The organism is Geitlerinema sp. CS-897 (genome assembly GCF_028368005.1).
Lineage (GTDB): Bacteria > Cyanobacteriota > Cyanobacteriia > Cyanobacteriales > Geitlerinemataceae > Baaleninema > Baaleninema simplex.
Genome location: NZ_JAQNCQ010000001.1, coordinates 1 through 13,723, shown reverse-complemented (window position 1 = coordinate 13,723; position 13,723 = coordinate 1). Strand labels below are relative to the sequence as shown.

Sequence of the window (13,723 nt, the reverse complement as noted above, 5' to 3'; positions counted from 1 at the left end):
TGTGATTTTTGATACATTTTTTCTTGCCGGATGCACAGGAATTTCCAATTTTACCTCTTTTTCGGGTTCTCGAAGCCATGTCAAGACTCCTCTAAGCCTTACGTCGTAAGCTTTTCACTTCTTTTCAGCAAGCCCTAAATAAATTCAAAAAAAGATTAAAAAACAAAAAGAGCGATCGCCCAACAGCGAAAGTAGGCAGTCGAGTCACGAGTTAAGCAACATTAGACGGGAGTGTTTGAAGGCGATCGCGCTAAGGGTTACATCTGTACGCGCAGCGTTTCAGAGTGCGATCCATCTACAGCGTTTTCGACCGAAAATTTCGTGAGAACGGCGATTGAAGTCAACGCACGACGGTCGTTGTCTCATCAAACGCACCTCGGATTTTGCCTTGTATACTATGGGATATTATTGCCGATCGCACGGCGGAAGAAGATTTTATTCAGGATTGTTAAAGCGTGTTATTAAATCAACTGTTCGATCGCGAAAACGACACCGATACCATAGAACGCCAATATCTCTGGGCAGTTGGCATCCCAGCCGAAAAAATCCCCGTCGGACAAACCGTCGCCGATCGCTATCGTGTCGTCGCCCCACAAATTTGGCTCGACGAACGCCCCGACTGCGTCCCCGATTTTCCCGAAGACATTCCGTCGACCGTCCTGCCATACCTGCGTTTGTGTCCCGCTCGGCTGCACGTTCCACAAGTGTACGGCTTTTGTCAGGGAACAGAAGACGCCGAAACCCGAGAAATCCTACTGCTTGAAAACGCCCCGATCGATCGCCACGGTAACCTCTACCCCACACTCGTACAACGGTGGGCTGAAGCCTCCCCCATCCGTCAAGCCTATTGGTTGTGGCAAACCCTAACGCTGTGGCGAGTTCTCGACGAACAGGGTGCGACCGCCAGTTTGCTCGAACCCGAGAACCTGCGCGTACAGGGGTGGCGTCTGTGGCTGCTCGAAGTGCGATCGGGAAACGTCCAACATACCCTCAAAGACTTAGCCTATCACTGGTCGAGTTGGATCGCCGCTTCCCCCAACATTATCGCCGATCCCGTCGATCGGTTGTGTCAGCGAATGCGGGACGGCGAAGACCTCGACGCGATCGCCGCCTCCCTCAACACCCTGTTACTGCAACTGGCCGCCCAGCAACCGCTACGACTCGACATTGCAGGAGACACCGATTCCGGGCCGCTGCGATCGCACAACGAAGACACCTGCTATCCGACCGCCAGCGATCTCGAAGAAGCCGACGAAGACCCCCTTTTCCCTCACCTAGCCGTTCTCTGCGACGGTGTCGGCGGCCACGAAGGCGGAGAAGTGGCCAGTCAAACCGCCGTGCGATCGCTGGTCTTACAAGTACGAACCTTTTGGAAACAACTGCAACAGGAATCCGAACTCTTATCCCCCGACATTATTCAAAACCACCTAGCGGCGATCGTCCGCGTGACCAACAACACGATCGCCCACCAAAACGACAGCCAAGACCGCATCGCCAACCAACGCATGGGAACGACCCTCGTTCTGGCGTGGCAACTTCCCCAAGCAGTACGATCGACAACGGGAACTCGATTTACCAACGCCCACGAACTCTATCTCGTCAGCGTCGGCGACAGTCGCGCCTACTGGCTGACCCGAGACTATTGCCAATGTCTCACCGTTGACGACGACGTGGCCACGCGAGAAGTGCGCTTCGGTCGAGGATTTTACCATCAAGCCCTACAACGTACCGACGCCGGGGCGTTGACCCAAGCGATCGGGACTCGAGACGGAGACCTCATCCATCCCACCTTACAGCGATTTATCGTCGAAGAAGACGGAATTTTACTCCTGTGTTCCGACGGATTGAGCGATAACGACTGGGTCGAAAAATCCTGGCGTCACGTCGCCCCCGCCGTTCTCGACGGAGACTGCACCCCACAAGAGGCCGTCCGCGCGTGGATTCAACTGGCCAACGAGAAAAACGGTCACGACAATACCTCCATCGTCACGATGGTCTGTCGCGTCACACCTCCTCGCCCCAAGGATCTCGACGTACTCGACCCCCAACAGCGATCGACAGACGTGGGATATCCCGAATCCGACCTATCCGAATCCTCCAAAGCCTTACTTTACGGTCAATCCGTCGATCTCGATCCCGAATCTGCCCGTCGCCGTCGCCGCCGTCCCACCAGTCGGCCGTTAGCGATGGCCGCAGGCGTTTTACTCACGCTTCTACTCGGGGCGATCGTCTTCTGGATTGCATACACTCAACTACGAAGCGACAGCAATTCCGATCGCCCCCTACCGCGAGATGAAGAGATGATGAGGTAACAGTCACCAGTCGCCAGTCACCAGTCACCAGTCGCCAGTCACCAGTGAAGATAGGGAACAGGGAATAGGGAACGGGGAACAGATAAAAGTTTCTCCCCTGCTCCCCCTCTCCCCCTCTCCCCCTCTCCCTTTCTTCTCCGCTTCTATGGGAAGATAGAAAGGTTGTGATACCCGGTCGGTTGGCCGCAGGGGCGACCGAACCTCGTTGTATCTGAAAGAGAATACCGAAACATGGCAACGATCGAAGTAGGCGCTCGCGTCCGCGTAAAGGAGTCCGTCGTCGTCTATCACCATCCCGAACACCGAAACGAAGCGTTTGACGTCAAGGGCAAAGAAGGAGAAGTTCTCGAAATCCTCACCGATTGGAACGGTCGCCCGGTCAGTGCGAACTTACCCGTTAACGTGCTGTTTTTCGTGGGTAAGAAGAAATTTAGAGCGCACTTCCGCCCTGAAGAACTCGAAATCTTATCCTGATGTCCGCTCAGTTCGACAGAGGATAGATGGAGAAATCGCGATCGCTTTTCGTGGTGGCGATGTGGGTTGGGGCGACGGTCGTTTCGGCGGTCAGTTATCTGGGGTCTGAAGCGACCGTCCGGCGATCGACTGCTCTCTCTGACACCGCCGCCACATCCGAGATTTCTCCCCAGTACGACGACATGACCCGGTACAGTACCACGACGGTTCGAGGCGACTCGATCGATCTCTACTACGCGAGAAACGCCAAACAGCCGCTTCCCGTGGCGTTGCTGCTACAGGGACTCAATGTCGATAAAGCGTATTACAGTAAATTCGCCGAACAGGTGGGGCGTTACGGTTTTGTCGTAGCCGTTCCCAACCACATCGCTTCAGTGCGCGGCCGCGAGGAACTCTTCGCGCAAGTCGGACAAGTGACCGACGTTCTCGAGTCGATGCGGCGAGAAACCCAGGCCCCCAAGTCGCCGCTGTACGGCAAGATCGATCCTGAAACCCTCGTGTTGCTCGGACACTCTCACGGGGGAACGATGGGACTCGATGCCATTCGCGGTGCGTGCGACGTATCGTTTTGCGTGGGCGATTACACGATTCCAAAGGAACTCAAAGCGGCTGCGTTTTACGGAACGTTTCTCTGGGGAGACGGGGAACATTTCAGCATCGACAATTCCCGCGTTCCCACGATGTTAGTGGCCGGAAGTCGCGACAGTTTAATTTCCCCCGAGGAAACACGGCAAACCTACGCGCAACTCAAGTATCCCCCAAAAGTTTACGTGCGCGTTGAAGGGGCCAATCATTACGGCATTACCGATCTCGACAATCCGCCGGGGTCTCCTCCCGAACCCCGTTCTCCGATGCTCCCGCAAGACCAGGCCATCGAAACTATCGCTCGCTGGAGTGCGGTGTTTTTGAGAGCTTACGCCCTCGAAGATAAAACTGCTCTGGATTATCTCTATCGCAGCGGTACTGAAAGCGACGCCCTCGTCCGTGTTATCGCCGAACCCTGAATCAATGGTCTTACGGTTCGACAAAGGCGATCGCTCGAGGGTAGACTGTAAGCCGATCGAACCAATTCACTGGCAATACCGATCTCGTGCATCTCAAGTCGATTGCATTCGACAGTTTTAGGCATTTCAACCGTTTTGACGGACGTTCCCAAACCTATAAATCCACCTCTATAAACCCATATCTATATATGAGTGAAAACTCTTATGGCAACGCTCGCACGATTAGCCTGTTTACCGCTAGTTGTCTCGTCGTAGCGAACACCATCGGAACCGGCGTCTTTACCAGTTTGGGATTTCAAGTCGTCGATATTCGGACGGGTTTCGCGCTCCTGTTCCTCTGGGTCGTCGGTGGCGTGTTCGCCCTGTGCGGGGCGCTGTCTTACGGCGAACTGAGCGCTCTCATGCCGCGATCGGGGGGAGAATATCACTTTCTCTCAGAGATTTACCATCCCGCGATCGGCTTTCTCTCAGGCTGGATTTCCGTGACGGTGGGTTTCGCCGCCCCCATCGCCCTGGCAGCGATGGCACTGGGGGACTATTTGTCGAGCGTGTTTCCGGGGTTTTCTACCACCGCGATCGCACTGTTCGTCGCGATCTCCATTGCGATCGTCCATTCCCAAAAAACCGCGATCGGCAGTTACTTTCAAAACAGTACGACGGTGTTAAAAGTCGCGCTCATCGTCGTGTTAATCGTCTGCGGGCTAGTTTTGGCAACGCCCCAAGACTTAAGCTTCTTACCCTCGATCGACGACTTCAACGCCATTACCAGCGCCCCCTTTGCCGTGTCTCTCGTGTTCGTCACCTATTCCTATTCTGGTTGGAACGCTGCGGTTTACCTGGCCAGCGAAGTGGAGTCTCCCCAGCGCAACGTTCCTCGAGCGTTGTTGTTGGGAACTAGCGTCGTGATGGTGTTGTACGTGGCCTTAAACTTCGTCTTTCTCTACAGTACGCCCATTGAAGACATGGCGGGACAAGTCGAAGTCGGTTATATCGCCGCTACCTCGATTTTTGGCGAACGGGGAGCGAAACTGATGGGATTGCTGATTTCTTTCGGGTTGGTGTCCTCCATTAGTGCCATGACTTGGGCCGGACCTCGGGTGACTCAAGCCATTGGGGAAGATTTCGCAATTTTTCGGGGATTGGCGAAGAAAAACCGCCACGGTACCCCTCATTTTTCCTTGTGGCTGCAACTGGCGATCGCGATCGCTCTGATTATCACCTCTACGTTTGAAGCGGTGTTAACCTATCTAGGGTTTACGCTGACGCTATCCTCGTTACTCACCGTGTTGGGGGTGTTCGTGTTGCGAGTCAAACGACCCGAAACGCCTCGTCCTTACAAAACTTGGGGATATCCCCTGACACCCCTTGTATTTGTGGGCATTAGTTTGTGGATTCTCGTCTTTGTCTTGACGAGCAAACCCGTCGAATCTCTGGCAGGCTTGGGAACGATCGCCCTCGGCTTACCCGTTTATTTTTGGGCGGCGAAACACCAACTCGCCTCGTCTCGTTCTCAATCTCGTTAAACCAATATTGCACCCATAAATAATGATGAACCAGAGTCAACTGCTGTCTGTTTTGTTTGCGATCGCGTTCTGTGTGGGAGGACTTCAGGGATGTTCGACCCCCGACACCGACTCTTCGGCGGACACCTCCAGCGAAACGACGACAGAAACCACCACACCCGTCGAAGCCTCTTCCGCATCTTCCGACGTTACCGCAGACCCCACCACGGAATCGCCCTCTGACGCCCAAAGTCAAACGACAGACGCCGAGACCGTGGCTGAAGAAGACCCCCTAGCTGCCTTTGACGAGAAACAAGTCCGCCTTCTCAGCGACACGGCCAAATTTTTAGCGGGAATTCCCGTTAGCAAAGACAGTCCTCTGGCAACTCAGCAGCAAACCGCAGCCTGGAACGACCACGCGGCCTATTTGGAATCGGCCTGGCAGCAACTCGAAGCACAACAGCTCTCGAAGGCGCGATCGTGGGCGCAAAGCGAGTTACAATTCCTCAACGAGCGGACGCCGAATCTGTTCTATCCCTTTAGCGGTCCCGATTTTCTCTACGCCTATACTTTTTTCCCCGAGGCGACGGATTATATTCTCGTGGCACTCGAACCGGTCGGCCGGGTTCCGTCGTTTGAAAACCTATCATCCGCTGGGGTTCAGCAAAGACTTAGCGATGCGAACCAGTCCCTGTACGCCATTTGGCAATATAGCTTTTTCCGCACGAACGCGATGGCGGAGGATTTAAACGAACAGGGCGTGTTGCCAATTTTGATGTTGTTTATGGGACGAACGAACCAGCGTGTTTTAGAGGTTCAGCACGTCGGGTTAGACGAGTCGGCGAACTTACAGCCAGTCGAACCGGGTGGTGCAGCAGCCCAAGGTTGGATCGACGGGGTGAAGATTACGTTCGTACCGGAAGGGGAAACGGTTCCGAAGACGTTATATTATTTTTCCACAGATTTGTCTGACGATGGGTTAGCGCAAACGCCAGAGTTTTTGAAATTCGTGGGTCAGTTCGATCGCCCGGTGACGTATTTGAAAGCAGCGTCGTATTTGATGCACAACGATTATTTTTCGCAAATTCGCAATACGATTTTATCGAGCAGCCAAGCGGTGTTACAGGACGATTCGGGAATTCCGCTGCGCTTTTTCGATCCGTCGAATTGGAACCGTCAGTTTTACGGCAGTTACGTACGCCCGATCGACTTGTTCGCTCAACGCTATCAGGCAGATTTAAGGGAAGCGTACGCCACCGACCCGACTGTAGCGCCGTTGAATTTTGGAATCGGATATAAGTACTATCAAGATGCTAATTTGATGCTGGCGATTCCTGAAGAATAAATTGTAGCGATCGCGTCGGGGTGCTGTTGTGGGGTGATGAGGAATGTCTCAAGAAAACGGATCGAACAGTTTAATACGCTGGTTTCGACAATTGTTAAGCGATGACGGCTTTGTGGACGCGGTCGAACGGGTTCAAGTCATCGTGGCAAAAATCCTTTCGATCGCCATGCTCGTCGTCATTTTTGAGGCAGTTTGGGATTTAAGTACGACAATTTTTTCGAGTTTGGTTTTGAGCGATCTTACGTATTTTAAAAAGACGCTGTTTGAAATTTTTGGGCTATTTTTAAATGTATTAATTGCCTTAGAAATTCTTGAGAATATTACAGCATATCTCAGGAAACACGTTTTTCAAGTCGAGTTAGTCATTGCCACTTCTTTAATTGCTGTCGCTCGAAAAATCATTATTCTCGATTTAGAAAAAACATCGGGCTTGGATATTATTGGCTTAGCCAGTGCAGTTTTTGCACTTTCAATTAGTTATTGGTTGATGCGAACCGTAAGCCGAAACTGAGTTAAAAAGGTTAAACTTCAGTGAAAGTTTCGGTTGAGTGGAGCGAAGGCGAAACCCAAAAAAACGCCAAGCATTCGATGAAAAACTCACCACAGAGACACAGAGAACACAGAGATTTAACCTTTAATTACCATTGAAAGCGATCGCCGAGATAGTATTGGCGCACCAAGGGGTTGTCGTAGAGTTCGCGGGGACTTCCAGAGGCGAGGATTTCTCCCTCTCGCATGATGTAGGCGCGATCGGTGATTTCGAGGGTTTCGCGGACGTTGTGATCGGTGATGAGAATACCGATATTGCGATCGCGCAGTCGGGCGATGAGTTGTTGAATATCGGCGACGGCGATGGGGTCGATTCCGGCGAAGGGTTCGTCGAGCAGCAAAAATAGCGGTTCGCCATATCCGGTCGAGAGCGATCGCGCGATTTCCGTGCGTCGCCGTTCTCCCCCAGACACTTGAATTCCCAGCGTCGAAGCCACTTTGTCTAAACGAAACTCCGAGAGGAGGAAATCGAGGCGTTTTCCCCACTCCCGTCTCGGAACGCCCGTTTGCTCGAAGACTAACAACAGATTATCGCGAACCGTCAGATGGCGAAAAATACTCGGTTCTTGGGCGAGATAGCCGATTCCCATTTTCGCCCGTCGGTGCATTGGGAGCGTTGTAATATCGCGATCGTCGAGCCAAACCCGGCCGCGATCGGGTTTTACTTGTCCGGTCACGATACAAAACGTCGTGGTTTTCCCCGCCCCGTTGGGTCCGAGTAACCCAACCACTTCGCCCTGGCTCACCGACAAATTAACTCGGCTGACAACAGGGCGCTTGCTATAGGATTTGTGAATGTTATCGAGGACGATTCTCATGCTTTAGAGCATCCGGAACAAGGGAGAAGGGGAGAGGGGGAGAGGGGGAGCAAAGGAGAGGGGGAGAAACTATTAACTGTTCCCCGTTCCCTGTTCCCTGTTCCCTGTCTTCACTGGTGACTGGTGACTGGTGACTGGTGACTGGCGACTGTCACCTCATCATCCCTTCACGGGTGGGTGACTGGAACACTCGTCACTGGATAGGTGGCGCTGCGGGGGCGGAGGGGCGATCGGGTTGAGTGTTTTCGGGAATCAGATAAATCGACTCAACTTGACGGTTGGGGAGCGGTTGTGCGACAAACAGTCCTTCGTCGATCAGATACGTGACGACTTCCCCGCGAATGCTGTTTCCTTCTTGCAAGACATAGACGTTTCCGGTCAAGACGAGACGGCGTTCGTTGCTGAAATACTGCGCCTGGTTTGAGGTCGCTTGGATGTCACGTGCGGGATAGTTGATTTGGACGTTGCCCCTGGCGGTGACGATACCCGTGCGGGCGTCGGCTTCTTGCACGTCGGCGCGAACTGTCAGAGGGGTACTGCTTCCGGCGACTTGAGAGGTTGTTGGTGTGGCGATCGCTCCACCGAGGGCGACGGGAAGAGACAGGGCTAAAGCCAAACGGAGTTTAGCGAAGGCGAGACGTTTCATATCGGTTGCAAGAGGCTCGATTCGACAGCCAAGACGGAAACACGCGGAGCGTTCGGGCGATCGCGGATACCGCGATCGGTACTCCAATGGTATCAAGTGTTGGCAGAGACAACGCTTCTACTGGGACAGTTTGCTGAAGTGACGGATCGGGGACTCGATCGTTGATAACTGTCTTCACTGGTGACTGGCGACTGGTGACTGGCGACTGTAAAAAAACTGGTGACTGGCGACTGGTGAGTGTAAAAAACTGGTGACTGTCTTCTAGGTTGAGCTTTCCACCGTCTGAATTTTGGGAAGGGGTAACGTGGGGGGGTCGGTGGCGTCTCCACTCAAGCCGTATTTTGCCGCAAATTCGGCGACGCGATCTTCTCCTGCTTGTTGGAGGGTTTGCAGGCTGTCGATCGCCCCTAAAAACAATGTTTCGACATCGATCGTCTCGTACTCGGGGCGGTAGCGACGCAGACGGTTCGTTCCTTCTCCGAGCAAAATCAGACAGCCTTTCCAATTGTGGTTGCTCAGGTGGTAATAGCCGACAGCAATTTGAAGGATGCCTTGAAAGAAGGTTTTGTCGGGGTCTATGGCTTCGAGCCAAATGGCTTCGAGGGTATCGTGACAGGGGTAAAATTCGCCTGCGTTGAATTCATCGACACCTTGCCAAAATGCTTGGGGAAATTCCATCAGTTACGAACCTTGGGCATTTGTCGCTCTATTTTCCGTCAGATCTCGACGTTCGATCGCCTATTGCCCGAATTCCACTCGCGCCTGTTCGACAATATCTACGGTAACGATGCCGGATTCAGAATCCCGTGCCATTTCCTCAATACGCTGGCGAGCTTGCGATCGCACGAAAAACGGAATGTTTTTAAACTTTGCCGTAGCTTCGACGGTCCATTGTAGGTCGTCAGCAAAATTAGACTGTTCCATATCTCTCTCTGAATCGTTGGACTGAGACGACTCGTCCCCCCTATTTTAGACCGATTCGAGGCAGGATAACGGTCGTGCGGCGCGATCGCGATGTTTTGGCGACGTTGCGATCGCAATAAGGTAAAGTAATGTAAAGATTATGAACGTTACGTTAAAATACACAGCATCGCTATAACAAACGCCATAACCCATCGAGACTCCAACGATCGCGAACTATGCAGCACTTAACTATCAAACGAATTGTGGTGTCCCTAGCAGCGGTGTGCTTCGCCGTGACCTCGTGGGCGATCGCACCCGCCGCCTATGCCTACGACAATCCCGAACTGCTTCCAGAGGTCGAAACTCCCATCATCGACCTCGCCGAAGCCCTCACCAGCACTCAAGAAGAGCAACTCGTCGCCGACTTAGAACGCCTCGAAACCGAAACCGGATACAAACTGCGGGTGTTGACCCAATTCGATCGCACCCCCGGCAGAGCGGTCAAAGACTTCTGGGGACTCGATGACAAAAGCGTCCTGCTCATTGCCGACCCCCGAGGGGGCAACCTCCTCGGCTTCAACGTCGGAGACGCCGTTTACTCCTTACTACCGCGCACCTTCTGGATCGAACTGCAAACCCGCTACGGCAACCAGTTCTTCGTGCGGGATAACGGCGAAGACCAATCCATTTTGCAATCTCTAAAATCTGTCGAATCCTGCCTGCGTCAAGGCGGTTGCCGCGTCGTACCGGGACTGCCTCGCGAACAGTGGATTCTCACCCTCGTCACCTCCGTCATCGGCGGTCTCGTCTGTGGATTTGCCGCACAGCCGAGAGGCGGAAAACTCGTCGCTTGGCAATGGGCGTTAATCTTTTCTCCCCTGTGGGGCATCCTGTTCGTCGCCTTCGGTATCGGGCCGGTGATCAGCCGCACGTCCGACTGGCTGCCGCTGTTGCGAAACGTTCTGGGCTTCGTTCTCGGGGCGTTGGTGGCTTATCTGACGCCGATTATCGATCGCTCCTCGCCGTCGGAAACCTAACGATTGCAATTGGGATGTCGCGATCGCTAAAGCCGACCTGATAAGCTGAAAGCGACTTTTCAATCCGTTCGTGGCGTCCCAACCCTATGGAGTGGCATATTACAGAAGCTCAAGGACTCGGTGTCGTCGATCGCGAATTCGGCGATCGTGAATTTTCACCGGCCGAATATCACATCGTGCGTCAAGTGGTTTACGAAACCGCTGACTTTGAATACAAAAACCTAATCCGTTTTTCCGAAACCGCACTGCAAGAAGGCGCAGCTGCCCTAGCCGCCCGAACGACAATCGTTGTAGACGTTCCCATGGTGCAAGTGGGCATCACCCCCAACATCATGGATACCTTTGCCAACCCCGTCTATTGCAGTATGGACGCCCTCACCCGGCCTCAAAAAGAAAAAACGCGGGCGGCTTGGGGCATCGAAACCCTGGCGCGACGCTATCCCGAAGGCATCTTCGTCATCGGTCAGTCTCAAACTGCATTAACCTCCCTCGTGGAGTTAATCGAAACCGAATCTATCCGTCCTGCGTTGGTGGTGAGTACTCCAGCCGGATTTATGGGGGTTGACGTTCTCAAAGAGCGGTTGAACGATTCCCGCGTCCCTCACATTCGTAGTGCCGGACGTAAAGGTTCCGCCGTCGTGGCCGTCGCCATCCTCAACAGCTTAGTCGATTTAGCGTGGCAAGCCTACGGGCAAGACAACAGCATCGTTGCGACCTAGCAGATCCTCGAAACGAAACGCGTCTCGAGATATCCGGTCGTGGGAAGCGATCGCCGACAGACTCGTACAGTATCGTATCGTCCCGATCGAGAAGCGATCGAGGACAACAGGTGCGTGCGATGCGGATATTGCCCTTCATTTGGTTCGGTTGGTGCGACGTATCCCAAACTGCCTTCGGGATACCCTAGTAATACCGAGATTGCAAATTCTCTTGCAACGTCGAGATTGTCAATTCATCCGATCGCCGCATATCGATCCAAGAATGGAGTTGTCGTGAAGTTGTTCCGTCTACCCGCGTTCAGTCAACTATTGAGTCAAAGCGATCGCCTGAGTCTGGGGCGTCCTGAGTGTCGTAGCGCCCGACACGCCGACCGTCAATGGCGGGCTGCCGTAGACGCCCTCAACGCACTGTTAAATCCCATCTGTCGAGGCGATGGCCAGACGGACTCCATGCCGTCGGGTTGCGTTCTGTCTGCACCGACGCCGATTCTCTGCAACGCAGACCTCCTCGATCGCTTCTCCACCTGGACGATTTCTCCAACTGGAACGGACGACGCGGCCTCGCGATCGCACTACTGCCTACCGAGTGCCACTCCCAACACGGCCACTCACCTCTCATCTCACCTCAACACCCTATCTCTCCCGAAAGACGACCCCCTGATTCGCGAACAGTTCTGTTTGACCTTCGCCACCCATTTCAGCCTCGTTATGGTACGAGGAACCGACGAAACGGGTGCGCCCGTGTTTCAGTTTTCCTTCGACCCGCACGTCGTCGATCGCGCTTGGCAAGCCCTGCGACAACAACTTCACACCACCCATCCCGACGCGATCGCCAACCTCGACGGCCTCGTCGAACGCTTCACCCCCGTCGAACCCCACTACAAAACCGTCATGCAATTTAGCGAAGCCGTGTTGCAGACGCTTCCCGACCCCGATACCGCTGAAGAACGACGGGTATCTTCAAGCACGCGTCAGGTTCGACAAAACCGCGACGCGGCGAAACCCCAACACGAACGATGGGCGCAATTTCAGACCGCGTTTCGCGTGAACGTATCCTCCGATTCAGGGTCGGCGGCGGCCTTTGCCCCCGATGTGGAACTGTTACAAGCGATCGCCCACGAAGTCCGCACGCCGTTAAGTACCATCCGCACGTTTACGAAGATGTTGCTGAAGCGGAAGGACTTAGCCCCCGACGTGCTGCGGTGGCTAGAAAGTATCGATCGCGAATGTAGCGAACAGATCGATCGCTTCGGATTAATTTTTAAAGCCGTCGAACTCGAAACCTGCCAACCTCAGCATCGAGTTCAACTGACAACCACATCTCTGGCCGACGTGGTCAACAGTTGCATTCCCCGCTGGCAGAAACAAGCCAGCCGTCGCAGCCTGAAACTCGATGTACTGCTACCGCAGAAAATGCCCCAAGTCATCAGCGATCCCAACCTCCTCGATCGCGTGTTGACCGGAACCGTCGATCGCTTTACCAGTCAGCTTCCGCTCGGAAGTTACGTACAGGTCAAAGTCATGCTCGCCGGACACCAACTGAAGTTACAACTCAAAGCCAGTTCCCAAACCCAAACCAATTCCAGTTGTGCCGCCAATGCACCATTGAAGTCGATCGGTCAACTCCTCAACTTCCAACCCGAAACCGGAAACATCAGTCTTAACTTATCAGCGACGAAAAACCTCTTCCACGCCCTCGGCGGTAAACTGATCGTCCGCAACCGTCCCCAACAAGGAGAAGAATTGACGATTTTCCTGCCGCTGGAACGGTGATGAGGGGATGAGGAGATGATGAGAGGAAAAACTGTTTACTGTCTTCACTCTTCACTCTTCACTCTTCACTGACTGGACTTACGCAATTAAACGTTAACCATACTAAATGTAGCGATCGGTGGGCATTGCCCACCCTTGTATGGAAAAAGTCAAGGGTCAGACTCTTAAACCCACATTCCGCACTTCAATTTGTAGTACGTTAAGTAGGGCTTGCTGAAAAGAAGCGAAAAGCCTGCGGTATAAAGCTTAGAGGAGTCTGACCGTGACACCGAGAACCCGAAAAAGAGGTAGAATCGGGAATTCTCGTGCATCCGGACAGAGAAAATGTATCGAAAATTACAAAATCCCGACACGCCTGAAGAAGCCTTTGAGTTTTCCTCTGAAGAAAAGTTGTGTGGAGAAAATCGTTGGGTCATTCTGGCAAAACTCATTCCCTGGACAGAATTTGAGGAAGAATACGCCCAGAGTTTTGCCGAGAAAATGGGAGCGCCAGCGAAACCGTTGGGTGCATCTCAGTTTTGCAAAAATATTGCTAAAACAGAGTGCCATTTAAGTAAGCACAGCGTAAAGAAAGAATCTTAGAAACATTCTCTACTTTCCATTGCGCTCCCGATATTTTGACTCGCATTCCGATTTGCTTA

At 53.3% G+C, this 13,723-nt stretch carries 13 protein-coding genes and 1 pseudogene; 10 read left to right on the top strand and 4 right to left on the bottom strand.

Features of this window, described 5'->3' with window-relative positions; translation table 11 throughout:
* Window positions 1–455 precede the first annotated feature (455 nt).
* The 6 genes from POG22_RS00070 to POG22_RS00045 all read left to right on the top strand — a co-directional run bounded on the left by POG22_RS00070 (window position 456) and on the right by POG22_RS00045 (window position 7,148).
* Entirely contained in the window at window positions 456–2,312 is a 1,857-nt protein-coding gene (locus POG22_RS00070) for a protein phosphatase 2C domain-containing protein (protein ID WP_498902903.1), read from the top strand.
* Between the two features lie 231 nt (window positions 2,313–2,543).
* Window positions 2,544–2,786 carry a ferredoxin-thioredoxin reductase variable chain gene (locus POG22_RS00065; RefSeq protein WP_498902901.1) on the top strand — a complete coding sequence of 81 codons (243 nt, stop codon included), beginning with the start codon at window positions 2,544–2,546 and terminating at the stop codon, window positions 2,784–2,786.
* Between the two features lie 26 nt (window positions 2,787–2,812).
* Window positions 2,813–3,790 (top strand): alpha/beta hydrolase family protein, encoded by a 978-nt coding sequence (locus POG22_RS00060; protein WP_498902899.1) that lies wholly within the window; start codon window positions 2,813–2,815, stop codon window positions 3,788–3,790.
* Between the two features lie 188 nt (window positions 3,791–3,978).
* A complete protein-coding gene (locus POG22_RS00055) occupies window positions 3,979–5,313 on the top strand; it encodes an APC family permease (protein WP_498902897.1) in 1,335 nt (444 codons plus the stop codon).
* A gap of 22 nt (window positions 5,314–5,335) precedes the next feature.
* Window positions 5,336–6,637 (top strand): hypothetical protein, encoded by a 1,302-nt coding sequence (locus POG22_RS00050; RefSeq protein ID WP_498902895.1) that lies wholly within the window; start codon window positions 5,336–5,338, stop codon window positions 6,635–6,637.
* Window positions 6,638–6,680: 43 nt separating this feature from the next.
* Window positions 6,681–7,148 (top strand): phosphate-starvation-inducible PsiE family protein, encoded by a 468-nt coding sequence (locus POG22_RS00045; RefSeq protein ID WP_498902893.1) that lies wholly within the window; start codon window positions 6,681–6,683, stop codon window positions 7,146–7,148.
* Window positions 7,149–7,275: 127 nt separating this feature from the next.
* Here the strand turns inward: POG22_RS00045 and lptB are convergent, their stop codons facing one another.
* The 4 genes from lptB to POG22_RS00025 all read right to left on the bottom strand — a co-directional run bounded on the left by lptB (window position 7,276) and on the right by POG22_RS00025 (window position 9,574).
* Window positions 7,276–8,004: an LPS export ABC transporter ATP-binding protein gene (gene lptB / locus POG22_RS00040; protein WP_017660562.1), complete on the bottom strand. Its 729-nt coding sequence runs from the start codon at window positions 8,002–8,004 to the stop codon at window positions 7,276–7,278.
* A gap of 193 nt (window positions 8,005–8,197) precedes the next feature.
* Complete coding sequence (locus POG22_RS00035; protein WP_017660563.1) at window positions 8,198–8,650, bottom strand: LptA/OstA family protein; 453 nt, start codon at window positions 8,648–8,650, stop codon at window positions 8,198–8,200.
* 261 nt (window positions 8,651–8,911) lie between these two features.
* A complete protein-coding gene (locus POG22_RS00030; RefSeq protein ID WP_498902891.1) occupies window positions 8,912–9,328 on the bottom strand; it encodes a DUF309 domain-containing protein in 417 nt (138 codons plus the stop codon).
* Between the two features lie 60 nt (window positions 9,329–9,388).
* Window positions 9,389–9,574, bottom strand: coding sequence for a PCP reductase family protein (locus tag POG22_RS00025; protein WP_017660565.1), 186 nt, complete (start codon window positions 9,572–9,574; stop codon window positions 9,389–9,391).
* Window positions 9,575–9,789: 215 nt separating this feature from the next.
* Between POG22_RS00025 and POG22_RS00020 the strand changes: the two genes are divergently transcribed.
* From POG22_RS00020 to POG22_RS00005, 4 genes and pseudogenes are all read left to right on the top strand, one after another.
* Complete coding sequence (locus POG22_RS00020) at window positions 9,790–10,590, top strand: TPM domain-containing protein (RefSeq protein ID WP_498902889.1); 801 nt, start codon at window positions 9,790–9,792, stop codon at window positions 10,588–10,590.
* Window positions 10,591–10,676: 86 nt separating this feature from the next.
* Complete coding sequence (locus POG22_RS00015) at window positions 10,677–11,309, top strand: precorrin-8X methylmutase (RefSeq protein ID WP_498902888.1); 633 nt, start codon at window positions 10,677–10,679, stop codon at window positions 11,307–11,309.
* A 273-nt stretch (window positions 11,310–11,582) separates the two neighbouring features.
* The gene (locus POG22_RS00010) at window positions 11,583–13,082 is read left to right on the top strand and encodes a sensor histidine kinase (protein ID WP_498902886.1); all 1,500 of its coding nucleotides are present in this window, start codon (window positions 11,583–11,585) and stop codon (window positions 13,080–13,082) included.
* 324 nt (window positions 13,083–13,406) lie between these two features.
* Window positions 13,407–13,580 (top strand): annotated as a pseudogene (locus tag POG22_RS00005) (IS5/IS1182 family transposase); the annotation flags it as partial.
* Between the last annotated feature and the right edge of the window lie 143 nt (window positions 13,581–13,723).